29 protein-coding genes are annotated in these 26,700 nt (G+C 64.0%); 15 read left to right on the top strand and 14 right to left on the bottom strand.

The genetic code is table 11. The features are described 5' to 3' along the window. Window positions 1-92: 92 nt before the first annotated feature. Window positions 93-470, bottom strand: coding sequence for a hypothetical protein (locus HG549_RS22355; protein WP_170032841.1), 378 nt, complete (start codon window positions 468-470; stop codon window positions 93-95). 602 nt (window positions 471-1,072) lie between these two features. On the opposite strand from HG549_RS22355, the gene HG549_RS22350 reads away from it, so the two are divergent. The 3 genes from HG549_RS22350 (at window position 1,073) to HG549_RS22340 (ending at window position 5,107) form a co-directional block, all read left to right on the top strand. Then, a complete protein-coding gene (locus tag HG549_RS22350; RefSeq protein ID WP_170032839.1) occupies window positions 1,073-2,725 on the top strand; it encodes an acyl-CoA dehydrogenase family protein in 1,653 nt (550 codons plus the stop codon). A 273-nt stretch (window positions 2,726-2,998) separates the two neighbouring features. Next, complete coding sequence (gene amn / locus HG549_RS22345) at window positions 2,999-4,462, top strand: AMP nucleosidase (RefSeq protein ID WP_170032837.1); 1,464 nt, start codon at window positions 2,999-3,001, stop codon at window positions 4,460-4,462. Between the two features lie 6 nt (window positions 4,463-4,468). Beyond that, window positions 4,469-5,107 carry a pseudouridine synthase gene (locus HG549_RS22340; protein WP_234454555.1) on the top strand — a complete coding sequence of 213 codons (639 nt, stop codon included), beginning with the start codon at window positions 4,469-4,471 and terminating at the stop codon, window positions 5,105-5,107. A gap of 138 nt (window positions 5,108-5,245) precedes the next feature. Here the strand turns inward: HG549_RS22340 and HG549_RS22335 are convergent, their stop codons facing one another. Together HG549_RS22335 and HG549_RS22330 are read right to left on the bottom strand one after the other, a co-directional pair. Then, window positions 5,246-5,449, bottom strand: a complete 204-nt coding sequence (locus HG549_RS22335; RefSeq protein WP_003249787.1) for a DUF2788 domain-containing protein — start codon at window positions 5,447-5,449, stop codon at window positions 5,246-5,248. Between the two features lie 54 nt (window positions 5,450-5,503). Then, window positions 5,504-5,980: an Lrp/AsnC family transcriptional regulator gene (locus HG549_RS22330; RefSeq protein ID WP_003249795.1), complete on the bottom strand. Its 477-nt coding sequence runs from the start codon at window positions 5,978-5,980 to the stop codon at window positions 5,504-5,506. Window positions 5,981-6,378: 398 nt separating this feature from the next. On the opposite strand from HG549_RS22330, the gene HG549_RS22325 reads away from it, so the two are divergent. Then, on the top strand, window positions 6,379-7,161 hold the full coding sequence (locus tag HG549_RS22325; protein ID WP_170032835.1) for a DUF6515 family protein: 783 nt from the start codon (window positions 6,379-6,381) through the stop codon (window positions 7,159-7,161). 41 nt (window positions 7,162-7,202) lie between these two features. On the opposite strand, the gene HG549_RS22320 is transcribed toward HG549_RS22325, so the two are convergent. Continuing rightward, window positions 7,203-8,075 (bottom strand): cation diffusion facilitator family transporter, encoded by an 873-nt coding sequence (locus HG549_RS22320; protein ID WP_170032833.1) that lies wholly within the window; start codon window positions 8,073-8,075, stop codon window positions 7,203-7,205. A 22-nt stretch (window positions 8,076-8,097) separates the two neighbouring features. Continuing rightward, window positions 8,098-8,517: a polyribonucleotide nucleotidyltransferase gene (locus HG549_RS22315; protein WP_170032831.1), complete on the bottom strand. Its 420-nt coding sequence runs from the start codon at window positions 8,515-8,517 to the stop codon at window positions 8,098-8,100. Window positions 8,518-8,633: 116 nt separating this feature from the next. Between HG549_RS22315 and hrpB the strand changes: the two genes are divergently transcribed. Then, complete coding sequence (hrpB, locus tag HG549_RS22310; protein ID WP_170032829.1) at window positions 8,634-11,162, top strand: ATP-dependent helicase HrpB; 2,529 nt, start codon at window positions 8,634-8,636, stop codon at window positions 11,160-11,162. Window positions 11,163-11,176: 14 nt separating this feature from the next. Here hrpB and HG549_RS22305 read toward each other — a convergent pair whose 3' ends face one another. Genes HG549_RS22305 through HG549_RS25905 form a run of 3 tightly spaced genes read right to left on the bottom strand, consistent with a single transcriptional unit; the run spans window position 11,177 to window position 12,381 of the window. Beyond that, on the bottom strand, window positions 11,177-11,671 hold the full coding sequence (locus HG549_RS22305; RefSeq protein WP_170032827.1) for a hypothetical protein: 495 nt from the start codon (window positions 11,669-11,671) through the stop codon (window positions 11,177-11,179). 21 nt (window positions 11,672-11,692) lie between these two features. Further along, on the bottom strand, window positions 11,693-12,184 hold the full coding sequence (locus HG549_RS22300; RefSeq protein ID WP_170032825.1) for a hypothetical protein: 492 nt from the start codon (window positions 12,182-12,184) through the stop codon (window positions 11,693-11,695). A 56-nt stretch (window positions 12,185-12,240) separates the two neighbouring features. Next, on the bottom strand, window positions 12,241-12,381 hold the full coding sequence (locus HG549_RS25905) for a hypothetical protein (RefSeq protein ID WP_218576037.1): 141 nt from the start codon (window positions 12,379-12,381) through the stop codon (window positions 12,241-12,243). A gap of 252 nt (window positions 12,382-12,633) precedes the next feature. Here HG549_RS25905 and HG549_RS22295 point away from each other — a divergent pair, with 252 nt between their 5' ends. Further along, window positions 12,634-13,176, top strand: coding sequence for a hypothetical protein (locus HG549_RS22295; protein WP_170032823.1), 543 nt, complete (start codon window positions 12,634-12,636; stop codon window positions 13,174-13,176). A 12-nt stretch (window positions 13,177-13,188) separates the two neighbouring features. Here HG549_RS22295 and HG549_RS22290 read toward each other — a convergent pair whose 3' ends face one another. Continuing rightward, the gene (locus HG549_RS22290; RefSeq protein WP_170032821.1) at window positions 13,189-13,845 is read right to left on the bottom strand and encodes a YciC family protein; all 657 of its coding nucleotides are present in this window, start codon (window positions 13,843-13,845) and stop codon (window positions 13,189-13,191) included. 166 nt (window positions 13,846-14,011) lie between these two features. On the opposite strand from HG549_RS22290, the gene HG549_RS22285 reads away from it, so the two are divergent. From HG549_RS22285 to HG549_RS22275, 3 genes are all read left to right on the top strand, one after another. Further along, window positions 14,012-14,767 (top strand): DUF2076 domain-containing protein, encoded by a 756-nt coding sequence (locus tag HG549_RS22285; protein ID WP_170032819.1) that lies wholly within the window; start codon window positions 14,012-14,014, stop codon window positions 14,765-14,767. Window positions 14,768-14,912: 145 nt separating this feature from the next. Further along, on the top strand, window positions 14,913-15,392 hold the full coding sequence (locus HG549_RS22280) for an NYN domain-containing protein (RefSeq protein WP_170032818.1): 480 nt from the start codon (window positions 14,913-14,915) through the stop codon (window positions 15,390-15,392). Window positions 15,393-15,401: 9 nt separating this feature from the next. Beyond that, complete coding sequence (locus HG549_RS22275) at window positions 15,402-16,007, top strand: PolC-type DNA polymerase III (RefSeq protein ID WP_170032816.1); 606 nt, start codon at window positions 15,402-15,404, stop codon at window positions 16,005-16,007. Here HG549_RS22275 and HG549_RS22270 read toward each other — a convergent pair. Then, window positions 16,004-16,453, bottom strand: coding sequence for an Lrp/AsnC family transcriptional regulator (locus HG549_RS22270; RefSeq protein ID WP_015271918.1), 450 nt, complete (start codon window positions 16,451-16,453; stop codon window positions 16,004-16,006). The two genes, HG549_RS22275 and HG549_RS22270, sit on opposite strands and share 4 nt — an antisense overlap. A gap of 154 nt (window positions 16,454-16,607) precedes the next feature. On the opposite strand from HG549_RS22270, the gene yedA reads away from it, so the two are divergent. Then, window positions 16,608-17,528, top strand: a complete 921-nt coding sequence (gene yedA, locus HG549_RS22265; RefSeq protein WP_170032814.1) for a drug/metabolite exporter YedA — start codon at window positions 16,608-16,610, stop codon at window positions 17,526-17,528. 55 nt (window positions 17,529-17,583) lie between these two features. Then, window positions 17,584-18,915, top strand: coding sequence for a DEAD/DEAH box helicase (locus HG549_RS22260; protein ID WP_170032812.1), 1,332 nt, complete (start codon window positions 17,584-17,586; stop codon window positions 18,913-18,915). A gap of 134 nt (window positions 18,916-19,049) precedes the next feature. On the opposite strand, the gene HG549_RS22255 is transcribed toward HG549_RS22260, so the two are convergent. The 3 genes from HG549_RS22255 to HG549_RS22245 form a co-directional block, all read right to left on the bottom strand. After that, on the bottom strand, window positions 19,050-20,291 hold the full coding sequence (locus HG549_RS22255) for a TIGR03862 family flavoprotein (RefSeq protein ID WP_170032810.1): 1,242 nt from the start codon (window positions 20,289-20,291) through the stop codon (window positions 19,050-19,052). A gap of 148 nt (window positions 20,292-20,439) precedes the next feature. After that, window positions 20,440-21,354 carry a histone deacetylase gene (locus tag HG549_RS22250; RefSeq protein ID WP_170032808.1) on the bottom strand — a complete coding sequence of 305 codons (915 nt, stop codon included), beginning with the start codon at window positions 21,352-21,354 and terminating at the stop codon, window positions 20,440-20,442. 243 nt (window positions 21,355-21,597) lie between these two features. Continuing rightward, the gene (locus HG549_RS22245; RefSeq protein ID WP_170032806.1) at window positions 21,598-22,284 is read right to left on the bottom strand and encodes a histidine phosphatase family protein; all 687 of its coding nucleotides are present in this window, start codon (window positions 22,282-22,284) and stop codon (window positions 21,598-21,600) included. 181 nt (window positions 22,285-22,465) lie between these two features. Here HG549_RS22245 and HG549_RS22240 point away from each other — a divergent pair, with 181 nt between their 5' ends. The 4 genes from HG549_RS22240 (at window position 22,466) to HG549_RS22225 (ending at window position 25,763) form a co-directional block, all read left to right on the top strand. After that, window positions 22,466-23,035 carry a GNAT family N-acetyltransferase gene (locus tag HG549_RS22240; RefSeq protein ID WP_170032804.1) on the top strand — a complete coding sequence of 190 codons (570 nt, stop codon included), beginning with the start codon at window positions 22,466-22,468 and terminating at the stop codon, window positions 23,033-23,035. Between the two features lie 95 nt (window positions 23,036-23,130). Next, on the top strand, window positions 23,131-24,000 hold the full coding sequence (tesB, locus tag HG549_RS22235) for an acyl-CoA thioesterase II (protein WP_170032802.1): 870 nt from the start codon (window positions 23,131-23,133) through the stop codon (window positions 23,998-24,000). Continuing rightward, the gene (locus HG549_RS22230) at window positions 23,997-24,587 is read left to right on the top strand and encodes an HAD family hydrolase (protein ID WP_170032800.1); all 591 of its coding nucleotides are present in this window, start codon (window positions 23,997-23,999) and stop codon (window positions 24,585-24,587) included. Before tesB ends, HG549_RS22230 begins: the two co-directional genes overlap by 4 nt. Window positions 24,588-24,752: 165 nt before the next feature. Continuing rightward, entirely contained in the window at window positions 24,753-25,763 is a 1,011-nt protein-coding gene (locus HG549_RS22225) for an NAD(P)-dependent alcohol dehydrogenase (protein ID WP_170032798.1), read from the top strand. Between the two features lie 148 nt (window positions 25,764-25,911). Here the strand turns inward: HG549_RS22225 and HG549_RS22220 are convergent, their stop codons facing one another. After that, on the bottom strand, window positions 25,912-26,619 hold the full coding sequence (locus HG549_RS22220; protein WP_170032796.1) for a FadR/GntR family transcriptional regulator: 708 nt from the start codon (window positions 26,617-26,619) through the stop codon (window positions 25,912-25,914). Window positions 26,620-26,700: the final 81 nt, after the last annotated feature.

The following is a 26,700-nucleotide window of genomic DNA, read 5'->3' as shown; positions in this document are numbered from 1 at the left end:
ATGAAGTCCCGTCTGTTTTGTATTTTAATGAATGGTTTTGCCAAACCACCCGATCGATCGGTTATTTCATTTGTGAGTCGGTTTTTTGGGGGCTAATAATAAATATCGGTTAGTATTAGCCAGAATGATCCAGTTAATAGCAGCCATGACGCAGTGCGCATTCTGTTTTTTAGATGGGCGGGAAAGGCGGATGCTTCCTTTGTATCGAGAAGATTCCTTTTTATAAAGAAGCTAGGGAGTAATGCAACTCCGGTCAGCGTGGCGACAACTGATATTCGAGAGCGCAGGCTTTTATTGCCCCATATCTGAACTGCACGTTTCAGGCATTGGCTTTTTTTAAAGGATTTTTCGATGTTTCGATAGTTTGGTTTTCGGGCAAGATTTATTAGCATGGTGAGCCCCGCTAGTATAAGCATGAAAGGTGTGGCCAGGAAGAGTAAACGCCATATGGCGTCTTGTAAGTCAATCATGCTCGATGAGCTCATACAGTTTTTCTCCAAGATATTCACCTCTGTGCATACCCATTTCGCTCCCGGCGAATGATCCTGTACCTACAATTACAATCGCGCATACACTTCCGCTTAAAGCCCCGAGGCTGAGGCAAGCAAAGCTTGCGACTGTTTTCCCAACGCATGCTCCTGCCGTACCTTCTGCGAGACCTCCTGCAAAACTTCCTGACGAGAGGGCAGGGGTGGTCTTGTCGCCCTTGAGCAGCCAGTCTTTACCTGGCCTGGTCGGCAATGCAGATGGCGCCAGTGGTGGTTTCGTCCCCATCCAGGCCCTGGCCTCGGCCGAAGATGTTTATGCGCATGCTCATGGCGCGCCTCTTTTTTAGAAGTGGAAGCCAGGAACCTAGCAGCCTCTAGGCGGGTATTTTCAGGCTGGGGAGGGTTTAGGAAGGGCCCTACAATGAATAGGGATTTGGACTACAGCGCTTTTTGATGGCGGTGCGGGAATCGGGTTAGGGCCGAGATGCTCCCCCTACCACACGTTTAGTCATTAATGTCACTTTGACTGGCCCACAGGGAGTGCTTCACTGGGGCTTCAAGCTACCCGGATCCAGGAGCCCCCGATGAACCTGCACCAGTACGCTGAAACCCACGAAGTCACCAACCAGCCACCGCCGCTCGACGGTGCCAACCTGTACCGCCTCGACCTGCCGCTACAGGAATGGTCACGGCGTTTCGGTGCCGGTTGGGCCGAATCGCGGATCGATGCCTACGGGGCCTTGGCCGGCGGCCCGCTGATGCAGGCAGGCTTCCTGGCCAACGCGCACAAACCGGAGTTCATCAGCCACGACCGTTACGGCCATCGTATCGACCTGGTCGAGTTTCACCCGGCCTATCACGAACTGATGCGTACTGCCGTCGAGCATGGCCTGCCTTCGCTGCCGTGGGCCGAGCCTCGCCCCGGCGCGCATGTGGCTCGGGCGTCGATGACCTACCTGCACAGCCAGGCCGAGGCCGGCAGCGGGTGCCCGCTGACCATGACCTTCGCCGCTGTCCCGGCGCTGCGCCTGCAGCCAGAACTGGCCGAGTACTGGCTGCCGAAAATCCTCGCCTGCGAATATGACCCGCGCAACGTCGGCGACCGCCACAAGGCTGGGGTCACCCTGGGCATGGCCATGACCGAGAAGCAGGGCGGCACCGATGTACGGGCCAACACCACCCGGGCCTATCCAGTCGGCGCGGCGGGCCCGGGCCAGGCCTATGAGCTGGTCGGGCACAAGTGGTTCTGTTCGGCGCCCATGTGCGATGCCTTCCTTACCCTGGCGCAAACCGAAAAAGGCCTGAGCTGCTTCCTGCTACCGCGCCATCGCCCGGATGACAGCCGCAACCAGTTCTATATCCAGCGCTTGAAGAACAAGCTGGGCAACCACTCCAACGCCTCCAGCGAGGTGGAGTTCCGCGGTGCCCTGGCATGGATGGTCGGGGAGGAGGGGCGAGGGGTGCCGACCATCATCGAAATGGTGGCCATGACCCGCTTCGACTGCATGGTCGGCTCCAGCGCCCTGATGCGTCAGGCGTTGACCCAGGCGGCCCACCACTGCGCGCACCGCAAGGTTGGCGGGCGGTTGCTGAACGAGCAGCCATTGATGCAGAACGTGCTGGCTGACCTGGCCCTGGAAAGCGAGGCGGCATTGGCTTTGAGCCTGCGCATGGGGCAGGCGCTGGAACAGCCGGACGACCCGCAGCAGGCGCATTTCGCCCGCCTGGTCACGGCGGTGGGCAAGTACTGGATCTGCAAACGTGCGCCGGCCATGATCAACGAGGCCGCCGAGTGCCTGGGCGGCGCGGGGTATGTGGAAGACAGCATCCTGCCACGGTTGTACCGCGAGGCGCCGGTCAACTCGACCTGGGAAGGCTCGGGCAATGTGCAGTGCCTGGATGTGCTGCGTGCGTTGTCCAAGGAACCGGGTGTGCTCGATGCGTTGTTCGCCGAATTGGGCGATGGGCACGGCGACCCGCGTCTGGCAGCGCATATCGGCAACCTCAAGGGCGCGTTTGCCGACACCGGCGACCTGCAGTACCGCGCGCGGCAACTGACCGAGGACATTGCCCTGGCCCTGCAGGCCAAGCTGTTGCTTGAGGCAGGCAATGCGCTGGTGAGTGATGCGTTCATCGACAGCCGGCTGACGGGTGGTGGCCGGGTTTACGGGGCCTTGCCGCGGGGGGTAGATGTGCAGGCTCTGGTGATGCGGGCCACGCCAGTCTGGAGCAACTGAGCTGGGGTGGCCCGCTGCAACAGGTCTTGCGCTGCCTCCAAACCATGCACAGAACGTGTAGGAGCGGCCTTGTGTCGCGATGGGCTGCAAGGCAGCCCCGGCATTTGGTGCACCGGCGCTGAACCCCGGGGCTGCTTTGCAGCCCATCGCGACACAAGGCCGCTCCTGCAAGGAACAGCGCTGGCCTGCTGATCAACACCGATCAATGGGGGTGTATTTACCCACGAAGGCAGGCAAGATGGTTCACATGCATGTCCAGACAGGAAGCACAGTGTGAGCCAAGCGTTTGTAGTCGTTGATACTCCCGAACAGGCCGTCGACCGTCTGGCGGCCTTGCATGACCAGGCCACCGGGGCCCTCAGCCAGGCCCTCAAGCGTTACCTGAAGGACCGTACCGAGCCGGACGCCGAAGCGCGCGACCTGTTTCGCTACCCCGCGCTGCGCCTGACCTACTACAGCCACGGTGAAGTCGCCGCCACCACGCGCGCCTATGCCAAGGTGCAGGTGGCCGGCACCTACAGTGTCACCATCACCCAGCCAGCCGCATTCCGTGCCTATCTGCTCGAGCAGCTGCGCCCGCTGATGCACGATTACACGGTGACGGTAGAGGTCGGCGTCAGCGAGCAGAACATCCCTTACCCCTACGTGGTCGACCAGGGCGACGAGCTGGCCGGCAGCGGCATTACCGCCGCCCAGCTGGCGCGGGTGTTCCCCAGCACCGACTTGTCCGCGGCCACCGACAATATTGCCGATGGCCTGTACGACTGGGGTGGCGCCGAAACCCTGCCGCTGGCGCTGTTCGATGCCGCGCGGGTCGACTTCTCGCTGCGCCGCCTGGTGCACTACACCGGTAGCGACTGGCGCCACGTGCAGCCGTGGATCCTGCTGACCAACTACCACCGCTATGTCGACCAGTTCATCAGCCACGGGCTCGACCAGCTGCGTGACGACCCGCGCTTCGTGCGCATGGTCCTGCCGGGCAACGTGGTGATCGAAAAGGGCATGGACCACGGTGAAACCCAGGCCCTGGTGGCCAGTGTGGTCTGGCACCGCTACCAGATGCCGGCCTACCACCTGATCGCCGCCGACGGCGACGGCGTTACCCTGGTCAACATTGGCGTCGGCCCGTCCAATGCCAAGAACATCACCGACCACCTGGCCGTGCTGCGCCCGCACTGCTGGTTGATGATCGGCCACTGCGGCGGCCTGCGGCAGTCGCAGACCATCGGCGACTACGTGCTGGCACACGCCTACATGCGCCGTGACGGCATCCTCGACCGGGTGGTGCCGCCGAACATCCCGATTCCGGCGTTGGCCGAAGTGCAACTGGCCTTGCAGGAAGCCGCCGCGCAGGTCACCGGCGAGCGTGGCGAACAGCTGAAGAAGCGCTTGCGCACCGGCACCGTGCTGACCTACGACGACCGCAACTGGGAGCTGCGCTGGGCTCAGGAGCGGCCGCTGATCAACCTGTCGCGTGCCGTGGCGGTAGACATGGAAAGCGGCACCATTGCCGCCCAGGGTTACCGCTTGCGCGTGCCATACGGCACCTTGCTGTGTGTTTCCGACAAGCCGTTGCACAGCGAAATCAAGCTGCCGGGTTCGGCCAACGCGTTCTACAACCGGGCGGTCAGCCAGCACCTGAAGATCGGCATTGCCGCGCTCGACCTGCTGCGTACCGAGCTCAACTCGCTGCACTCGCGTAAACTGCGCAGTTTCGATGAGCCGCCGTTCCGCTGAGGCCCCATGTCACTGCCCCCCCGTTCCAAGCCGCGCCGCCCCCAGGCGCGGCCTGCCACCGGCCCGCGTCGCCAGCCCAAGGCGCCCCCCGCCGAGCCACGCCTGATCCTGTTCAACAAGCCGTTCGACGTACTGACCCAGTTCAGCGACGGCGACGGGCGGGCGACGCTCAAGGACTATATCGACATCCCCGGCGTGTACCCGGCCGGGCGCCTGGACCGCGACAGCGAGGGCTTGTTGCTGCTGACCAACGACGGTGGCTTGCAGGCGCGCATCGCCGATCCGAAGCACAAGCTGGCGAAAACCTATTGGGTGCAGGTGGAAGGGCAGCCGAGCGAGGAGCAGTTGCAGTGCTTGCGCGATGGCGTGGCGCTGAACGATGGGCCGACCTTGCCGGCCGAGGCGCGGCGCCTGGAAGAGCCCGAGCTGTGGCCGCGCAACCCGCCGGTACGTTTTCGCAAGAGCGTGCCGACCAGCTGGCTGGAGCTGGTGATTCGCGAAGGACGTAACCGTCAGGTGCGGCGGATGACGGCGGCGGTGGGGTTGCCAACCTTGCGCCTGGTGCGGGTGCGGATCGGCGATTGGGCGCTGGATGGGCTGGAGCAGGGCTGCTGGCGTGAGGTACCGGCGAAGTTGCAGCGCTAGCAGGGGGTCGCTTTGCGGCCCATCGCGACACAAAGGCCGCTCCTACAGCTGAAGCGCAAGCTCAGGCATTGTGCGATCCCTGTAGGAGCGGCCTTGTGTCGCGAAAGGAGCGCACAGCGCTCCCGGCTTTCTCGAGCCCTACACCCCTTCGAGAAACCCCACCACCACGCTCTTGATGATAAAGGCCAACACCCCCAGCCCCAGCACGAAGAACAGGATCAACGTACCAAACTTGCCTGCCTTGGACTTTTTCGCCAGGTCCCAGACGATAAAGCCCATGAAACCGATCAGCACGGTGACCAGGATGATCATCATCCACTCTTCAAATACGGCGGGATCCATCAGTGTTCTCCAGGCAGGCTGAGCAGCCGATTATACGCCGGCTGGCGTGAGCGTTCAGCGCAGGTGGGTCAATGGCAGCTCGGTGCTGGCCAGCACCTGGTTGAGCACGAAGCTCGAGCGCACGCTGGTGACGCCTTCGATACGGGTCAGGCTGCCCAGCAGCAGCTTCTGATAGTGGTCCATGTCTGGCACCACCACCTTCAGCTGATAGTCGGCATCCATTCCGGTCACCAGGCTGCATTCGAGTACCTGGGGCAGGTTGCGGATGGCCGCCTCGAAGGTTTCGAAGCGCTCCGGGGTGTGGCGGTCCATGCCGATCAGCACGTAGGCGGTCAGGCTCAGGCCGAGCTTCTTGCGGTCGAGCAGGGCCACCTGGCGCGAGATGTAGCCATCATCCTCCAGTTGCTTGACCCGACGCGAGCATGGCGAAGGCGACAGGCCAATGCGTTCGGCCAGTTCCTGGTTGGAAATGCGCGCATCGCGCTGCAATTCGGCGAGGATGCTCAGGTCGTAGCGGTCAAGTTTGCTCATGGTTTATGCCTTTTCTGTTCCGATTGCGGCGAATTATCAATCCGGGGCGAAAAATTGCGCAAGTGCTATTTATCCGAGCAATCTTCGCAATCCGCTGCCGCACCCTGTCCGGTATCTTTATCCACAGAATCACTGCCCGGACATCAGTCCACGGCGACGTGCCCCAGGCGGGCGGTCGCGGCCAGCCATCCAACAGGATGCGCCAGGCCCCCGGGCTACACACCTTCCAGAAGACGGTGTGAGGTGAGCCGGCGCCACAAGTGCCGAGCACGGACGACAAATTTCTGAAGGGAGGCCCTGCGGCCTCCCTTTTTTCATGCCCGTGAAAATTCCTTGGCCCGTGTGATAGGCGCGGTAGACTGCTTGCCAGCGCCGTTTTTTCTACCGAGAGGAATACCATGAAGTCGCGCATCTGGCAGTTGGCAGGTGTTGGTGTGTTGGGGGCGGGCATCAGCTTCGCGGTGATGGCCGAAGGGCCTGGCGAGGCGCCCGCTCGCGCACTCAACTCGCGCGACGAAGTGCAACAGACGCAGCCGCCACGCCAAGGCTACTACCAGGACATTCCGCGTCGCCATGGCGAACACCGCTACTGGCAAGCCGGCGGCCCGGGGCAACGGCCCGGCGGCGACTGGCAGGGGCGCCCGGATGGGCATGGCGATGGCTGGGGCCCAGGGCCGCAGTATCGCCCTGGGCACACCCTCGATCAGTTCCCGGACCGTTACTGGAAACTGCCCTACCGTGGCGATGACTATTTCTACTCCGGTGGCTACTGGTTCCGCCCGCACGCGGGCAGGTATGTCGTGGTTACCCCGCCCTACGGTATGCGTGTCGAATACCTGCCGCCCTATGCGCGGGAAGTCTGGTTGGGTGGGGCGCTGTTCTTCGTGGTGGCCGATACCTATTACCAGTACCTGGCCGACAGCCGCGAGTACGTGGTGGTCAACCCGCCTGTTGCCGCGCCGCCCCCAGTAAACGGTGGTTACGATGTAGTGGCTTACCCGATGCATGGGCAGGGGCCGGAGCAGCAGGAACAGGACCGTTACCAGTGCCACCGCTGGGCGGTGAGCCAGTCTGGGTTCGACCCGGCGACTGCGGCGTATGCGCCGCCGGCCAATGTGGCCGATAACTATCGGCGGGCGCTGGGGGCCTGCTTCAGTGGCCGAGGCTACAGCATCAACTGACGCGTGGGAGCGGGCTTGCCAGCGACAGGGCCCTGGCAGGTTCACACCGGGTCGGCATGCACCATTACATCGGCCTGCGGATAGCGCTGACGGATGACTTCCGAGGCCTTGACGCACAGGCCATGCGCTTCATCCAGCGGCAACATCCCCGGCAGTTCCAGGTGCAACTGCACGAACCACTGGTTGCCTGACACCCGCGTGCGCAGGTCGTGCACGCCTTTCACGCCGGGTATGGCCAGTACCAGCGTGGCCATGTCCTCGCCGACATCGCCGGGCAGTTCCTTGTCCATCAGGATGGCCGTGCTCTCCCTGGCAATCTGCAGCGCGCTCCACAGGATGTAGGCAGCGATGCCCAGGCCGAACAGTGCGTCCAGCTGCGGCCAGCCAAAGCGTGCCAGCAGCAACGCCAGGAGGATGCTGCCATTGAGCAGCAGGTCCGAGCGGTAGTGCAGGGAGTCGGCGCGCACCGCCGTGGAGCCGGTCAGGCGGATGACCTTGTACTGCAAAGCCAGCAGGGCGAGCGTCAACACCAGCGACAGCACCATCACCGCGATGCCGATGTCGGTATCGCCCAACGGCTTCGGGCTATGCAGGCGCTCGGCCGCCTGCACGCCGATCAGCACTGCACTGACCCCGATGAACAACGCCTGCGCCATGCCGGCCAGGGCTTCGGCCTTGCCGTGGCCGTAACGGTGATCGTCGTCGGCCGGGCGCAGCGCATAGTGCACGGCGAGCAGGTTGAGGAACGAGGCAACGGCATCCAGTGCCGAATCGGTCAGCCCGGCCAGCAGGCTGACCGAGCCGCTCAGCCACCAGGCCACGGCCTTGCTCAGGACCAGGATGCCGGCTACTGCCAATGAAGCGCGCGTGGCCAGGCGCAGCAGGCGCTGGTGTTCAGCCGGGGTGGTGGTCATCCTTGGGCAGTGTCCTTACGGTTCAGGCCGACGGTACCAGGTCCAGGGTGGCAAGTTGTTCGATGCTGCCGCGATGCTGGATCAGCCGTGGGTCGTTCAACGGCAGGCGTTGGCCCAGTTCGCTCTCGAGGATGGCTTGTAGCTTCAGGTTGTCGACCTTGCCATCGGGGCTGACCGCCTCGCGCAGCTTGACCGGGTCGACCTGGGCGCTGCGCCCGCCTGAGTAGTAGATGGCGCCCGTGGCGAAGTCGATGCCGAAGGCGATCAGCCCCGGAATCACATAGAACAGGATGCCGATGGCATCCATTGCAGCAACCACAGGGTCGATCTTGCCGCCGATCTGGCCGCGACGTTCCGGGTAGAGAATGGTGCCGCAGGCGGTCAGTTGGGCCAGCAGGGTGACGATGAGGGCGCTACCGATGACGCGGGTTGGGATGCGCATGTGAATCTCCGAAAAGGTGTTCAGCAGGGCAAGCGAAGCGCCTGCACCTGAAGCTAAGACCATGATAGAGCAGGCTGGGTTCGCCGTTATACTCGCGGGATTGTTCGAGGACCACCATGATTTCATTACCGATCGATGTTGTCTTGCCCGCCTTGCGCGAAGCCCTGCAAAACCGTGACGAAGCGGTGCTCAAGGCGCCGCCCGGCGCCGGCAAGACCACCCGCGTACCGCTGGCGCTGCTCAGCGAGCCCTGGCTGGCCGGGCAGAGCATTCTGATGCTCGAGCCACGGCGCCTGGCGGCCCGGGCTGCAGCCGAGCGCCTGGCCAGCGAGCTGGGCGAAAAGGTTGGCGAAACGGTGGGCTACCGCATTCGGCTGGACAGCAAGGTTGGGCCGAACACCCGCATCGAAGTGGTGACCGAAGGCATCCTCACCCGCCGCCTGCAGGCCGACCCGGCGCTGGAGGGGGTTGGGTTGCTGATCTTCGACGAGTTTCACGAGCGCAGCCTTGACGCCGACCTGGCCCTGGCGCTGAGCCTGAATGGTCGCGAATTGCTGCGGGATGACCCGCCACTGAAGATCCTGCTGATGTCTGCGACTCTGGAAGGGGAGCGCCTGTCGCGCTTGCTGGACGAGGCCCCGGTGGTCAGCAGCCAAGGCCGCATGCACCCTGTGGATATCCGCTGGGGACGCCCCTTCCAGCCGGGCGAGTTCATCGAGCCACGGGTAGTGGACAGCGTGTTGCAGGCGTTGGCCGAGCAAGCCGGTAGTGTGCTGGTGTTCCTGCCTGGCCAGGCCGAGATCCGCCGGGTGCACCAGAGCCTGCAGGAAGCGCTGGGAGAACGGCGCGAAATCCTCCTGTGTCCGCTGCATGGCGAACTCGACCTCGATGCCCAGCGCGCGGCCATCGACCCGGCGCCCAAGGGCCTGCGCAAGGTGGTGCTGGCCACCAATATTGCCGAGACCAGCCTGACCATCGACGGTGTGCGGGTGGTGATCGATGCCGGCCTGGCACGGGTACCGCGCTTCGATCCTGGCAGTGGCATGACCCGCCTGGACACCCAGCGCATCTCGCGTGCCAGTGCTACCCAGCGCGCCGGCCGTGCCGGCCGCCTGGAGCCCGGCGTATGCTATCGGTTGTGGTCTGAGGCTCAGCATGAGCAACTGGCCGCCCATGGCAGTGCCGAAATCCTCCAGGCCGACCTGGCCGGCCTGGCCTTGCAACTGGCACGCTGGGGCGTGACGCCCGAGCAGTTGCGTTGGCTCGACCAGCCACCGGCTGCCGCGTTCGCCCAGGCCCAGGACCTGCTGGCACGGCTCAACGCCTACAAACCCGGCAGCCGCGACAGCCTCAGCGAACATGGCCAGGCCATGGCCGAGCTGCCGGCACACCCCCGTATCGCGCATTTGCTACTGCGCGGCCAGGACCTGGGCTTGGCACAGATGGCCTGTGACGTCGCTGCGCTACTGGGCGAGCGGGATATTCAGCGGGGCGGTGGTGCCGACCTGCATAGCCGGTTGGCGCTGGTCAGTGGCGAAAGCAAGGCCGCCCGTGGCAGCCACGGCGGCGTGCAGCGGGCCCGCCAGCTGGCGCGCCAGTACCGTGGTTTGCTGCGCGGCAAGCCGCGGGCGCCGGTGGCCGACCCGGATCACCCACGCTGGCTGGGCGCCCTGCTGGCGTTGGCCTACCCAGACCGCATCGCCCAGCAGCGCCGCGAGGGTGGTGCGGAGTACCGGCTGGCCAATGGCCGTGCGGCGCTGTTTGCCGAGGTCGATGGACTGATGAAGTGCCCCTGGTTGGTGATTGCCGATCTGGGCAGCCGCCAGGGCCAGCGTGAAGAACGCATCTACCTGGCGGCGGAATTCGACCCGGCACTGCTCGATGGCGTACTCGCCGAGCAGGTGGAGCGGGTTGATCTGCTCGACTGGGATGTGCGCGAGCAGGTGTTGCGTGCCGAGCGACAAGTCAAGGTTGGCGAGCTGATCCTCAGCCGCCAACCGTTGCCCGGCCTGGACGACGAGGCGCGGGCCCGGGCGCTGCTGGGGCTGGTCCGGCGCAAGGGGCTGAACCTCTTGAGCTGGACCCCAGAGCTGCGCCAATGGCAGGCACGTGTAGCGTTGTTGCGCCAGCTCGACCTGGCCAAGGAGGGCCACAGCGAATGGCCCGACCTCAGCGACGAGGCCCTGCTCGCCAGCCTGGAAGACTGGTTGCAGCCGTACCTGGGCAAAGTCTCGCGCCTCAGCCATTTCGCCGCGCTGGACCTGCCGTCGATGCTGCGCAACCTGTTGCCCTGGCCGTTGCCGCAGCGCCTGGAAGAACAGGCCCCCGCGCACCTGGCAGTACCGTCCGGCTCCAATATCCGCCTGGATTACAGCGAAAACCCGCCGATCCTGGCGGTGCGCCTGCAAGAACTGTTCGGTCTGGCCGACACACCACGCATTGCCAATGGTCGCCAGCAGGTCAAGCTGCACCTGTTGTCACCGGCACGCAGGCCGGTGCAGGTGACCCAGGACCTGGCCAACTTCTGGCGTACCACCTATGCCGAAGTGAAGAAGGACCTGAAAGGACGCTACCCGAAGCATTACTGGCCGGACGACCCATTGGTGGCCGAAGCTACCGCACGAGCGAAGCCGCGCGGTACCTGAAGCGAGCGGACAATTCAGTCTGGCAGGCTACGTTCGATTACAAACTCGTGTAGCCGCCCTTCGCCTACGGTGAGATAGGCCCGATCGTCGTAACCAGACGTTTCCGTGGCCTTGGCCTTGACCTGATGTCCCAAGTGGTCGCGCCAGCGGCACCGAATGAACCGTTCTGTGACTTCCAAGGGTTCGAGCTTGAAGTAGTCGCCTTGTGTAATTGGCAGGTAAAGGCCCAGGTAACCGTTATCGCTGGTCATCAGCTGTCGTTTCACGGCGTAATGGGTGCTGAAGATATGATGATGCAATCGGTCTTTGGTCCTGGAATGAAACCTGAAGCTGAATTTTGTCGCTTTATCGCCCCCAGACTCCAACCAATCGTTGGCGATCAGGCTTGCCACCGGGATATCGGTTGCTTTGCTGAGGTGGATCGGGATCTTGCGATCCTCATGAATCATGTATATACGGCCAAGGAAACTGCGTGCCGGCCAGGAAGTGTCACTGGAAGTATTTTCCATCGTAGGGCCCACCCGTGAGGTTCAGTTTGTCGGTTTCAGCAGGAAGGTCACGATTTGACCCTCGTCGACGTTCAGCAGGTACACCTTGTTGCCGCTATGGTGGGGGGCATCGGGTATGGCTCCCACCCTGTGTCCGCGGTGGTCGCGCAGATGGCAGAGCAGCCCTTCGGCGCTCAGGTGCAGCGGCTCGATCTTCCAGAAGTCGGTGACTTCGGCATACCAGTAGAAGCCCAGGTAGCCGTTGCGGCTGACACCGAGTTTCTTCGTTTCCGGATTGCCTGGAATGCTGATGTGGTAATGCAGGCGGTTCTCGCCGCGTGATTCGAAGTGAAAGTCCATCACCAGCGAGTCCTGCTGGCCACCTGCCTGCAACCAGTCATCTTCTGGGGTGAAGCCCCAGGAAAATTTGTCGTCGCTTCGGCTCAGGCGCAGCGGGATGTGCGAGCCCAAGGCATGCATGTACAACTTGCCGCGAAACGGCCTGGCGTAGCCCGCGAGAACGTGTTCGTCCATGGTGTGCTCCTGTGTAGGCATTCAAGGTTCATCACCTTAATGCCAGGGCTGGGCACCTACGCAGAACGAAGACTTTCCTTCATGCCCTCACCGCGAGCTTCGCCTTCCAGCAACATGAACAGGTGGTACAGCACCACGGTGCTGAACAGCTGCAAGAAGCCGCTGAGGCTGTCCATGGCCAGCTTCATGGCGGGCATTACCCGAAGCATTGTTGGCCGGATGGCCGAGGCGACGGCACGTGCCAAACCCCGAGCAACATGAGCAGAGCTGTGGCACTCAAGGCAGTGGGGCGCATCGCATAGCGCGGGTTATGTGGCGTTTGGAGGGATGTCCGGCATGGGAGGCTACCGAACGGGAAACCTTTCGTGCTGCTGTTGGGCCCAGCAATGAAAAGAATGGAGTGAGGCAGTGTCCGCTGCCTTTCTTCCCCTTCTTTGAGGCTCTACACGATGAATCTCAGCGATATCTCCAGCCATGATCCGATGTCCTTCGAGGCACTGAAACTTTTCGACTGCACCATTCATGCGCTTCACCAGGGAGTCGCCTATCCGATAGTGCTCAGCGTAGAGGAGGACTATGCCAAATCCCTCGTCCCTGGGCGTTGGGACTGGCTGATCAAAGGCGACCCTGGCCAAGCGTATGACGATGACCGTCGTATCTTCAAATTCCATTTCCGCTCAAAAACCAGTGATCGGTTGCACTACCTGATTGGTGGTACTTCAAGCCGCAACGGGCGCCGGCTGGCCTGTAGCCATAACGGCTATGTGGGTATGTATACAGCTGCTGATGCGATCGACATCTTCAAGCTCCAACCGCTTGCGTGGGATGGACAGCAGCTTCGTTGCCGGTGGCGAGACCACCTTGGGCACACTGTGGAAATAGGCGACAACCCGAGTGATGGTAGAAGTTACGATCGGCAAGGTGGTTATATCGATCATCTGAACGTCAATATCACCGGTACTACCGAGTTCCTGATAACACCAATCGGGTGAGCCTGCTGCAGGTCAACGGCCAGGCAGGGCTTCCAGCAGCATGAACAGCCGATACAGCACTACCGTGCTGAACAGCTGCAGGAACCCGCTCAGGCTATCCAAGGCCAATTCAACCCCTGGTGCTGGCTCGGGGAAGGCCATCAGCAGCAGCCCGTCGATCAGCCAGATCGGTGCCAGCACGCCGACCACGCAAATCATGATGCGCATGAAATGCCCGGTGGTCATGCTGGCGCTTTCGCGCATTGCCTGCACCACCGGCCGGCCGCGCAATACCAGCAGGTACTCGGCGAATACCAGGTTGATCATGATCCACACGCCCGGGAAGATGAATAGCGCAAGGCCCGCCATGATCAGCAGCGAACTGATCAGTATCAGCAGTGCGAGTTGCGGCCACAGTTGCACGGCACGCGCGAACAGGTCGCGCTTGGGTGTTTCCTGGCCATTGCTGCGGGTATCGAGGTACAGGATCAGCGCGGCGCTGTACAGCGGGTAGAACAGCAGGCTGACCAGCATGCCGTAGGCCGGCGATGCCTGGTCGCCCATCTGCCGGTACAGCAGCTGGGTGAGCAGGGCTTCCAGCACTACCAGCGGCAGGCACAGCTGGAGGATGTTCGGCAGGTGGCGGCGGAAGAAGTACAGGGAGTCGCGCAGGACGCTCAGCGGATTCATCGGTCAACATCGCATGGCAGTAAAAACAGGGAGTCAACTTTAGCCCAAAGCAGGCTTGTGGCTGTCATTTGCTGAAAAAAGTTTCACGCCGCCGTAATTGAATCCCCCGCTTGCAGACCTCATCTTTGACGCTATCCGTTGTCCTGCTACCCCACGAGGTCGCCCCATGAATACTGAAGAACAAACCCTGATCGACGGCCTGTTCAGCCGTATCAAGCAAGCCGAGGACCCGAGCCAGCCACGTGATGCTCAGGCTCAGGCCCGTATCGAGGAGCACCTGCGCCAGCAGCCGGCGGCACCTTACTACATGGCCCAGGCGATCCTGGTCCAGGAGGCTGCGCTCAAGCGTCTCGACGAGCAGAACAAGCAACTCGAAGCCGAGCTGAAGCAGGCGCGTGCCCAGGCTGAAGCCGCACGCGCCAGTAGCGCGCCAAGCAGTGGTGGCGGTGGTTTCCTTACCAGCATTTTTGGTTCGGGCGGCCGCAATACAGCTCCGGCGGTGCAACCGCAACCAGTCGCTGCCGCCCCGGCGCCATCGACTGGCGGCTGGCGCGAACCGGCGGCCCCCGGCTATTCCCAACCACAAATGCAGCAGCCCGGTTTTGCCGCCGCGCCGGCGCGCAGTGGTGCCAGCAGTTTCCTGGGTGGGGCGATGCAGACTGCAGCCGGCGTGGCCGGCGGTGTCTTGCTGGCGCAGGGCATCAGCAGCCTGTTCCATCATGATGCGCAGCCGCAGGAGGTGGTCGAAGTGATCAAGGAAGAGCCGGCACCTGCCAGTGACAGCGGTGGCTGGAACGACTCGGGCGCACAGCAGCACGTAGCCGACAACGGTGGTTGGGGCAGTGACCAGGGTGGTTATGCCGATACTGATTATGGCAGCGATGATGGCGGGTTCTTCGCGGACGACGATTCGTACGTCTGACAGGTCTGGCATACTGCTGGCATTTCCGGGGGCGCTTGGCGCCCCTTTCGCGACACAAGGCCGTTCCTACCGCAGGAGCGGCCTTGCGTCGTGAAAGGGCTGCAACGCAGCCCCCGGATCCCCAGACCGGAGATGAGGCACCAGGGTGAAAAAGATCGCGCTGTTCGCCGATGTGCAGAACCTCTACTACACCGTGCGCCAGGCCTACGGTTGCCATTTCAACTACACCGCGTTGTGGAACGCTGTCAGCCGCGAAGGCCAGATCGTCGAAGCCGTGGCCTATGCCATCGACCGTGGCGACAGCAAGCAGCAACAGTTCCAGCAGATCTTGCGCAACCTCGGTTTCGACGTGCGGCTCAAGCCCTTCATCCAGCGCAGCGACGGCTCGGCCAAAGGTGACTGGGATGTCGGCATTACCCTGGACGTGATGGATGCCGCCAGCCGCGTCGACCAGGTGGTGCTGGCCTCTGGCGACGGCGATTTCGACCTCCTGCTGGAGCGGGTGATCCAGCGGCATGGCACCGAGGCAGTGGTGTATGGTGTGCCCGGGCTAACGGCACTGTCGCTGATCCGTGCCGCCACCCATTATGTGCCCATCGAGGGTGCGCTGTTGCTCAAACACTGAGGCCCTTGCATGGAACGTATCGCTGTCATCGACTTTGAAACCACCGGCATCAGCCCCGGCGCCGGCTGCCGCGCCACCGAAGTGGCGGTGGTAATGCTGGAGCGCGGGCGCATCGTCGAGCGCTACCAGAGCCTGATGAACGCAGGTGTTCCAGTGCCAGCTTTCGTTGCCGGGCTGACCGGCATCACCACCGCCATGCTGCGCAGTGCGCCGCCGGTAGACCAGGTGATGAACGAAGTGGCTGAGTTCGTCGGCGGCACCCCGCTGCTGGCGCACAACGCTGCGTTCGACCAGAAGTTCTGGGACTATGAACTGAGCCGCATCGGCCGTAGCCGTAGCCAGGCCTTTGCCTGTTCGCTGTTGTTGTCCCGGCGCCTGCTGCCGGCGGCACCGAACCACAAGCTGGGTACCTTGACCCGCTGGGCCGGGCTGCCGCATACGGGGACCGCGCACCGGGCCATGGCCGATGCCGAAATGGCCGCCAACCTGTTGCAGCACCTGGCCGGCGTGCTGCGCCAGAGCCACGGTGTGCAGCAGCTGTCCCACGAACTGCTCTGCCGCCTGCAGAAAACCCCGGCGGCGAAGGTTCGCGAAACCCTGGCCAGGTACAACTAGGGCTTCTTCTCCAGCTGCGCCAGCGGCACTCGCCGTTCCACGGCGCTGGAAAGAATGATCGAGGTTTTGCTGAAGCCGAACTGCGCGACCCGGTTGATCAGCTCTTCCAGCTCGGGCATCGAGCCCACCGCCGCCTGCATGATCACGCAGGGGTCACCGGTGACCCGGTGGCATTCGGTCAGCTGGGGGATCTGGGTCAATGCTTCATAGGCCTGCTGGTTACCGTGGCTGGCCAGGCGTAGCTCGATCACGCACTGGATCGGCAGGCCGATCTTGCTCATGTCGACCTTGGCCTGGTAGCCGGTGATGACCCCGCTGGCCTCCAGCTTGGCCACCCGTTCGGCCACCGCTGGCGCCGACAGGTTCACCTGGCGCGCCAGTTGCGCGAAGGTGGCACGGCCATTGTCGAGCAGGGCGGCGAGCAGCATGCGGTCGTATTTGTCCATGGGTTGTTCCTGCCTGGTTTCGATTCGCTGGAAAAGTGCCCGAATTACCATGTAATAAAAAGTGTTCTGGCGATTTAAAGCGGTTTTGTAACTTAAGTTTACACCGCAGCCTTTCTAAACTAAGCCACCCGTAAACGGATTTCGAGTGTGCCCCATGCCTGCCTCCCGTCGCTTCCCGTTGTTGCTCATCGGCGCTTTCCTGGCCTTGTACCTGGTCTGGGGGTCTACCTACCTGTTCATCCGTATCGGCGTCGAAAGCTGGCCGCCGATGCTCATGGCCGGGGTACGCTTCCTGATTGCCGGCGGCTTGCTGTATGGCTTCCTGCGCTGGCGCGGTGTGCCGGCGCCGACCTGGCCGCAGTGGCGGGCGGCGGGGGCGATCGGTTTCCTGCTGCTCAGTTGCGGCAACGGCGGCGTGACCGTGGCCGAGCATGCCGGGGTGGCCTCGGGTGTGGCGGCGCTGGCAGTCGCGACGGTGCCGCTGTTTACCTTGCTGTTCGGCCTGCTGTTCGGGCACCGCAACTCCTGGCTGGAGTGGGCGGGCATCGCCCTTGGGCTGGTGGGGATTGGCCTGCTGAACCTGGGCTCCAACCTGCAGGCCAGCCCGATTGGCGCGGCGCTGATCATTTTTGCCGCAGCGTCCTGGGCATTCGGCTCGGTGTGGAGCAAGACCCTGCCGTTACCCCAGGGGCCGATGGCCAGTGCTGCGGAAATGCTGGTCGGTGGTGCCGTGCTGTTGCTGGGCAGCGTGCTGTCTGGCGAACGCATGACGCAGATGCCTAGCGCCGCCGGCTGGGGGGCGTTGGCCTACCTGGTGCTGTTCGGCTCGATCCTGGCCTTCAGTGCCTACATGTACCTGCTCAAGCATGTGCGCCCGGCGGCCGCCACCAGCTATGCCTACGTCAACCCGGCGGTGGCGGTGCTGCTGGGCATTGTCTTCGCCGGTGAGCAGATCGGTGCCGAAGAGTGCGTGGCGATGGCGGTGATCATTGGCGCGGTGGTGTTGATCGGCCTGCCGCAGTGGCGCAGGGCGCCCGAACCGGCGCAGCCGCTGAAAGGTGAAATCTGCAAGTAGACAGGGGCGATGCGGTAAACTTGCCGCCTTCGCTGAACCCCCTGACGGTATTGCCATGAATTTCGCCAAACTCGGCCTGATCGAACCGCTGCTGCGCACCTTGCAGCAGCTGGACTACACCACCCCGACCCCGGTGCAGGCCAAAGCCATCCCCGCCGTGCTGGCTGGCCGTGACCTGATGGCCGCAGCCCAGACCGGCACCGGCAAGACTGCCGGCTTTGCCTTGCCCGTGCTGCAGCGCCTGGCACTGGAAGGCGAGAAGGTGGCCAGCAACTCGATCCGCGCGCTGGTGCTGGTGCCTACCCGTGAACTGGCCGAGCAGGTGCACAACAACGTGCGCGAATACGCCGAGAACCTGCCGCTGAGCACCTACGCGGTGTACGGCGGGGTCAGCATCAACCCGCAGATGATGCGCCTGCGTCGCGGTGTCGACCTGCTGGTGGCTACCCCGGGGCGTCTGCTCGACCTGTTCCGCCAGAACGCGGTGAAGTTCAACCAGGTGCAGACCCTGGTACTCGACGAAGCCGACCGCATGCTCGACCTGGGCTTTGCCGAAGAGCTGCAGTCGGTGTACGCCGCACTGCCACGCAAGCGCCAGACGCTGCTGTTCTCGGCCACCTTCTCCGAGCAGATCCGCATGCTGGCGGGGTTGGCCCTGAATGACCCGCTGAGCATCGAAGTCAGCCCGCGCAATGCCACGGCCAGCAGCGTCAAGCAGTGGCTGGTGCCGGTGGACAAGAAACGCAAGGTCGACCTGTTCTGCCACCTGCTGCGCAAGCAGCGCTGGAAGCAGGTACTGGTGTTCGCCAAGACCCGCAACGGCGTCGACCAGCTGGTGGAGCGCTTGCTGGCCGAAGGGGTGAATGCCGACGGCATCCACGGTGACCGCCCGCAAGCCACCCGCCAGCGCGCGCTGGACAGCTTCAAGGCCCGCGAAATCCAGGTACTGGTGGCCACCGACGTGGCGGCCCGCGGCCTGGATATCGATGACTTGCCACTGGTGGTCAACCTCGACCTGCCGATCGTTGCCGAGGACTACGTGCACCGCATCGGGCGTACCGGGCGTGCCGGCAACAAGGGCGAGGCGATTTCGCTGGTGTGTGCCGATGAAGTGCAGTTGCTGGCGGCAATCGAAGTGCTGACCCGGCAGACCCTGCCGCGGCATGAGGAGCCGGATTTCATCCCCGACCACCGGGTACCGATGACCGATGCCAGCGGCCAGGTGATCAAGAAGCCGAAGAAGCCCAAGAAACCGAAGGAAAACAGCGCCAAGCGCGGCCTGGGGCGCTGGATGGACAGTGCCGAGGCGGGCAGTGCAGCGCCGGCGGTGAAGGCGGTGCGCAAGGTGCCAAGTTTCAATGGTGGGCCGCGCAAGCGTAAGCCTTGAGGTTTTGGGGCCGCTTTGCGGCCCATCGCGACACAAGGCCGCTCCTACAAGGACAGCGCAAACCCTCGGCAATGTGCCGTTTTTCGGGCCCGGCCGGGTGTCGCGAAAGGGCTGCGAAGCAGCCCGGCAATCTGTCAGGAAAGCCGCGTCACCCAATCCGCCGCCGCTCGCCCGGCGCGCAAGCCGCTGGCAAAGCACGCGGTCAGCAGATAGCCCCCGGTCGGTGCTTCCCAGTCCAGCATCTCGCCAGCGCAGAACACCCCCGGCATGCTCTGCAGCATCAGGCCTTCATCCAGGGCCTCGAAACGCACCCCACCCGCGCTGCTGATCGCTTCATCCAGCGGCCGGGTGCGTACCAGCGTGATCGGCAATGCCTTGATCGCCTTCGCCAGCGCTTCAGGGTCGGCAAAGGTCGCCTGATCGGTCAGTTCGCGCAACAGCGCCGCCTTGACCCCATCGATACCCAGCTGGCTGTGCAGGTGCTTGGCCATGGAGCGCGAGCCCCGTGGCCTGGCCAACGCCTGGGCGACTTTTTCCACCGGCTTGTCCGGCAACAGGTCAAGCAGCAACTGCCCTTGGCCGGTACGGTTGATGGCTTCGCGCACCGGCGCTGACCAGGCATACACCAGGCTGCCTTCCACACCCTGGGCCGTAAGAATGAACTCACCTTTGCGCGGCGCGCTACCAGGGACGCTCAAGGCAATGTTCTTTAGCGGCGCACCGGCGAACTTTTCCTTGAGCAGCGCGCTCCAGCCGGCCACTTCGAAACCACAGTTGCTCGGCTGCAGCGGTGAGATATCCACACCCCGTTCGGCCAGCAGCGCTTGCCAGCTGCCGTCGGAACCCAGTCGCGCCCAACTGCCGCCGCCCAGTGCCAATACCACTACGGCAGGGGTAAGCAACCGTTCACCCTGTGGATAAGCCATCCGCAACGCCCCTTCGGCATTCCAGCCCAACCAGCGGTGACGGGTGTGGATAACCACCCCGCTGTCGCGCAGGCGCTTGAGCCAGGCGCGCAGCAGTGGCGCGGCTTTCATGTCGGTGGGGAACACCCGGCCCGAGGTGCCGACAAAGGTCTCGATGCCCAGGTCATGAATCCACTGGCGCAAGGCCTCGGCGTCGAAGTCGCGCAGCAGGGCGTCGATGCTGTCCTGGCGCTCGGCATAACGGCCGACGAAGGCCGGGTAAGGCTCGGAATGGGTGATGTTCATGCCGCCGACACCCGCCAGCAGGAACTTGCGGCCGACCGAGGGCATGGCATCGAACACTTCCACCGTCAGGCCCGCCTGGGCCAGTGCTTCTGCAGCCATCAGGCCGGCGGGGCCAGCGCCGATGACGGCAGCAAGGGAAGGGGCGGCGGGTTTCAGATCGGGCATGGTGGGCAGCAGGCTGTGGAAAAGAGGCGCATTCTAGCGCAGCGTGGCCCATGGAAGCACTGGTCAAAAAATGATCAGGCGCTTGCAGGCCTCGGCCATCAAGGGCTGCAGCGCCTTTCCCGCAGGTTATCCACAAGCGGCTCCACAGTCATTGTGAACAACCGATGACACGCGCCGCACTGTGGTGGAGGATGCCATGACGCTTGGCCAGCGCTAGCCGGTCCTTGCTGTAACCGCCGCCGATCACCCCCACCACCGGGATGTCGCGGCCCAAGCAGTGGCGCAGCACCGCTTCGTCACGCGCGGCAACGCCTGCGTCGGTCAGTTGCAGGTAGCCCAGGGCGTCGTCCTTGTGCACATCGACACCGGCGTCATACAGCACCAGGTCGGGACGATACAGCGGCAGCAGGTAGTTCAGGGCATCGTCGACCACCTTCAGGTAGGCCGCGTCACCCATGCCGCGTGGCAAGGGGATGTCCCAGTCGCTCTGCGCCTTGCGGGCCGGGAAGTTCTGTTCGCAGTGCAGCGATACGGTGATGGCGTCTGGCGTGTCGTGCAGGATGCGCGCGGTGCCGTCGCCCTGGTGCACATCGCAGTCGAAGATCAGCACCCGATGAACCCGGCCGGCCTCCAGCAGGTAGCGGCTGATCACCGCCAGGTCGTTGAAGATGCAGAAGCCGGCAGGGTGATCGTAATGGGCATGGTGGGTGCCACCGGCAAGGTGGCAGGCAATGCCATGCTGCAGTGCCATCTCGGCGCTCAGCAACGAGCCACCTACGGCGCGGACGGTGCGTCGGGCCAGGGCTTCGCTCCAGGGCAGGCCGAGGCGCCGCTGGTCCTCACGGGACAGGTCGCCGTTCAGGTAGCGCTCGATGTAGCTGCGGTCGTGAGCCAGGGCGAGGATGTCGTTGGGGCAGATGTCCGGGCGCAGCAGGGCCTGGTCGGTGGTCAGCCCGCTGTCGACCAGGTGGTCGTGCAGCAGGCGGAACTTGTCCATCGGGAAGCGGTGTTCGGCAGGGAACTCCGGGCTGTAGTCTTCGTGGTAGATCAGCGGCAGCGGCATGGCGGTTTCGCAATCGGGGACAGCGCTGATCTTGCCAGTTCCGGGGTTGTGGTTGCTATCGCAATGCGAGCCGTGTAGGAGCGGCCTTGTGTCGCGAAAGGGCTGCACAGCAGCCCCGTCACGTTGTGCCTGTGCGCCAGCACCTTGGGGCTGCTGCGCAGCCCTTTCGCGACACAAGGCCGCTCCTGCAAGGGCGCAGTGTTAATTCGCGGTACCAGGCCGGGCACAACAAAGGGCGCAGTATTATTTCGCGATGCTGGCCAGTACCCGCTGCCAGTCGGGTTCGTTCAAGCGCCCGAGGATGCGTGCCTTGCCATTGCCATCCACCGAGACGAACAGCGCGCTGGCGTACCCACTTTCACGCTCGCCACCCACCACCTTTTGCTGGCGGGCAAAATGGTCGATGCAACCATTGTGGGTCACCAGTATCAGGTTATGCCCAGGCCGCTTGCGCGCCATCGCTTCCCGAGCGAACTGGCTGTCACACCCTTCCAGCCAGTCCTCACTGGCCACCGCCTGGCCAAGAATGAAGTGCGCAGTCTGCCGCGTGCGCAGTTTCGGGCTGCTGAGCATGTCGGCGTTGGCCAGGCCCAACTGCTGCAGCCCCTGGCCAACCCGGCTGGCGGCCTGACTGCCGGCCACGGTGATACCGGTGGGGTCGTCCAGGCATGGCCCGGGGGCGCTGTCGCAGCGCTCGGCGTGACGAATCATCACGATCACCGCACCGTCGGCCCAGTCCTGCAACAGGCCGCTATCGCTCAGTTGCTGCCCGTTGCCAAGGTCCACGATATGCGTCCTCGTCGCCAGCCAGGTGGTCAACGCCGCCACGACCATGCACAGGCCAAGTGCGGCGCCGAGGGTTTTGCGGGTCAGGCGTCGCTTGCGCCGGGCGTGGATGGCAGGGTGCCCCAGGGTGTTGCTCGATAGCATGCATGGCTCCGTTGGCATGGCCGCGCCTGGCGCGGCGGTGAATGGCGGCATCCTCTCAGGCCGCCTGTCGGGGGGCAGTGAAGGCCATGTGAAAATTGCATTCGGGTGCGCACTGGCTAGGTGAAAGCCACGCCCGCGCCTACGCTGTAAACTGCAAGACAGTAAAACCGGAGCACGCCTCATGACCCCCATCCTGCAACTGGAAAGCGCACGCCTGGTGCTGCGCCAATGGCGCGACGAAGACCTGCGCGAGTTCGCCGCGATGTGCGCCGACCCGCAGGTGATGCGCTACTTCCCGGCGCCGCTGACACGCCTGGAGGCGGCTGCGTTGATCGGCCGCGTGCGCGGGCATTTCAACGAATACGGCTTCGGCCTGTGGGCGCTGGAGCGCAAGGACAGCGGTGCGTTCATTGGCATGACCGGGCTGTTGCACGTGGGCTTCGATGCCCATTTCGCGCCTGCGGTGGAAATCGGCTGGCGCCTGGCACGCCGCCACTGGGGCCTGGGTTTCGCCAGCGAAGCGGCGTGGACCTGCCTGCGTTGTGCTTTCGCCCAATTGCGCCTGGAAGAGGTGGTGTCGTTCACTAGCGAGAGCAACCTGCCGTCACAGAAGGTCATGCAGGCCATCGGCATGCAGCAGGACCTGCACGGCAGTTTCCTGCACCCCCGCCTGCCTGTGGGCGACCCGCTGCGCCCGCATGTGCTGTACCGCATCGACCGTGCACACTGGGAGCGTACCCTGCGCGCCTGAATACAGGCCCATGCCCGGCGCGAATGACAAACCCTGTATCATTTGCCCTCATAACAGTGCTGTAGAGACGTGTTGCCTTGCTAGGAGAACCCCCGATGAGTCATGTGTTGGACGACCTGGTCGACCTGTTGAGCCTCGAGTCCATCGAGGAGAACCTGTTCCGTGGACGCAGCCAGGACCTGGGCTTCCGCCAGTTGTATGGCGGGCAAGTGCTGGGCCAGTCGTTGTCGGCCGCCAGCCAGACGGTCGAAGACGCACGCCATGTCCACTCGTTGCACGGGTACTTCCTGCGCCCTGGCGATGCCAGCCTGCCGGTGGTGTATTCGGTGGACCGCGTGCGCGATGGCGGCAGCTTCAGCACCCGACGGGTGACGGCGATCCAGAAGGGCCAGACCATCTTCACCTGCAGCGCCTCGTTCCAGTACGACGAGGACGGTTTCCAGCACCAGGCACCGATGCCCGAAGTGGTCGGCCCGGAGAACCTGCCCAGTGAAGTCGAACTGGCCCGGGCCATGGCCGAGCAACTGCCCGAGCGCATCCGCGACAAGGTGCTGTGTGCCAAACCGATCGAGATCCGCCCGGTCACCGAGCGCGACCCGTTCAACCCCAAGCCCGGCGACCCGGTGAAGTACGCCTGGTTCCGCGCCGACGGCAACCTGCCTGACATTCCGGCCCTGCACAAGTACCTGCTGGCCTATGCTTCGGACTTCGGCCTGTTGACCACTGCGTTGCTGCCGCATGGCAAGTCGGTGTGGCAACGCGACATGCAGATCGCCAGCCTCGACCATTCGCTGTGGTTCCACGGCAACCTGCGTGCCGATGAATGGCTGCTGTACGCCACCGACAGTCCCTGGGCGGGCAACGCCCGTGGCTTCTGCCGTGGCAACATCTTCAACCAGGCCGGGCAACTGGTGGCGTCGTCGTGCCAGGAAGGCCTGATCCGCCATCGCAAGGATTGGGCATGAGCCTGGGCGAGGTCCGCAACTGGGTGTTCGACATGGACGGCACCCTGACCGTGGCCGTGCACGACTTTGCCGCCATCCGCGTGGCGCTGGACATCCCGGCCGAGCACGACATCCTCACCCACCTGGCGGCCCTGCCAGCCGACGAGGCGGCGGCCAAGCATGCCTGGCTGCTGGAGCACGAGCGCGACCTGGCGGTTGCCTCCAGGGCGGCGACCGGGGCGGTGGAGCTGGTGCGCGAGCTGGCCGAGCGGGGTTGCCGATTGGGCATTCTGACCCGCAATGCCCGCGAGCTTGCGCATGTGACGCTGGAGGCCATCGGCCTGGCCGACTGCTTCCCGGTCGAGCACATTCTCGGGCGCGACGAAGCAGCGCCCAAGCCGAGCCCGGACGGGTTGCTGAAGATCGCCAGTGCCTGGGGTGTGGCACCCCATGAGCTGGTGATGGTGGGGGATTATCGGTTCGACCTGGACTGTGGGCGTGCAGCAGGGGCGCGCACGGTGCTGGTGAACTTGCCGGACAACCCATGGCCGGAACTGGTGGACTGGCATGCGGCCGATTGCCGGGCATTGAAGGTGATGCTGGGCTGAGTTTTTTTGTTGGCAGTGCTGGCCCTATCGCGGCCAAGCCCGCTGCCACTGGTAATGCACAACTCCCAGGTCCGATGGCGCCCTTGTGGGCGCTGGCTTGCCGGCGACAGGGCCGGACCTGTCTATGCTGAAGCTCATTCTTTTTCCTGCACGGAGACCCTACCCATGACCAGCAAGGCCATCTACGTACAACCCGGCGGCGGCTACGACAAGGTCGAAGTCGGCACCAGCGAGGCCCCCGCACCCCAGGCCGGCGAGATCACCGTTCGCCTGCACGCCAGCTCCCTCAACTACCACGACTTCGCCGTGGTCAGCGGCATGTGGGGGCCGAGCGAGCGGCGCATTCCCATGGCCGATGGCGCAGGCGAAGTGGTCGCGGTGGGGAGCGGTGTCAGTGAATTCCAGGTCGGCGACAATGTGGTCAGCACCTTCTTCCCCGACTGGCTGGATGGCCAGGCCAATGTCGAGGGTTTCGCCAAGGTGCCTGGCGATGGTATCGATGGTTATGCCCGCGAACAGGTCACCGCCCGTGCCAGCGCCTTCACCCTGGCGCCCAAGGGCTTCAGCCACGCCGAAGCCGCCACCCTGACCACCGCCGGCCTCACTGCCTGGCGCGCGCTGATGAGCGATGACCACCTCAAGCCCGGCGATACGGTGCTGGTGCAAGGTACCGGCGGCGTGTCGATCTTCGCCCTGCAGTTCGCCAAGCTCGCCGGCGCCACGGTGATCGCCACCTCGTCCAGCGACGCCAAGCTCGAACGTTTGAAGGCCCTGGGGGCCGATCACCTGATCAACTACAAGAGCACCCCGGCCTGGGGTGAGAAAGCGCGCGAGCTGACCGGCAACCGCGGCGTCGATCATGTGATCGAAGTGGGCGGCCCGGCGACGTTGGAGCAGTCGATGATTGCCGCGCGCATCGGTGGGCATGTGTCGTTGATCGGTATCCTCACCGGCGTGGCCGGGCAGTTGCCGCTGGTGCAGGCGCTGGTGCGGCAGATTCGCCTGCAGGGCGTGCTGGTGGGCAGCCGCGCCCAGCAGCAGGCCATGGTGCGGGCAATCGATGCCAATGGCTTGCGGCCGGTAGTGGACAAACATTTCGAGCTGGAGCAGATCGTCGAGGCGTTCCGCTACCAGGAGAGCAACCGGCATTTCGGCAAGATCTGCCTGACCTGGTAACTACGCCTGCAAGGGCTTCGTGTAGGAGCGGCCTTGCGTCGCGATGGGCTGCGTAGCAGCCCCTCCTCGGCTTGCGCACAGAAGCTGAAAACCGGTGGCCGCTTTGCGGCCCTGTCGCGACGCAAGGCCGCGTCTACCGGAGAGGGTGTCATGCCTGTTCAGGCAGCAGGCGATCGCGGCTATTGGACAGGTGCAGGCAGATAGCCGCCCGTGCCGCGTCCGGGTCTCGCCGGCGAATGGCATTGAGGATCGCCTCATGCTCGAGGTTGGCCAGGTACGCCTGCCGCGCCAGCTTCGCCCCGCTGCGCTCAGCCAGCGCCATGCGGTTGCGCGGGATCAGGCCATTGCCCAGTTGCAGCAGCATCTCGGTGAAATACAGGTTGCCGGTGGCCTCGGCAATCAACAGGTGAAAGCGCCGGTCGGCCTCGATGCAGCTGTCGCCCGCGGCGGCCAGGTCCTGGTAGTCATCCAGCGCCTGGCGCATGCGTGCCAGGTGCCCATCATCACGGCGCAGCGCGGCCAGGGCGGCCGCCTGGCCTTCCAGGCCAATGCGCAGCTCCAGCAGGTCGCGCACATTCGCCGCGCTTTCCGCAGCGATGCGCAGGCCAGCCTGGGCCTGGCGCTCCATCACGAAGGTACCGATGCCGTGGCGTGGTTCCACCAGCCCCGATGCCTGCAGTTTCGACAAGGCTTCGCGGACCACGGTGCGGCTTACCCCGTGCTCGCGTACCAGCGTGTTCTCCGAGGGCAGTTTGTCGCCGGGCTTGAAGGTGCCCAGCAAGATCTGCTGGGTCAGGCTGGAGACCAGGTCGTGAGCACGGCTGTGGCCATGTTTGCGCAGGCGTTCGGGTTCCATGATGTGATCCGTTGCTGTCAGTGCTTGTATGACAAGTTAATCGATAGAAATATTTTTTGCTGATTTTTGCCACGCTCCAGG

The organism is Pseudomonas sp. SK, assembly GCF_012975065.1.
In the GTDB taxonomy this organism is placed as follows: Bacteria; Pseudomonadota; Gammaproteobacteria; order Pseudomonadales; family Pseudomonadaceae; genus Aquipseudomonas; species Aquipseudomonas anuradhapurensis.
The sequence above is the reverse complement of the archived record's forward strand: the minus strand, read 5'-3'. Positions and strand labels throughout refer to the sequence as shown.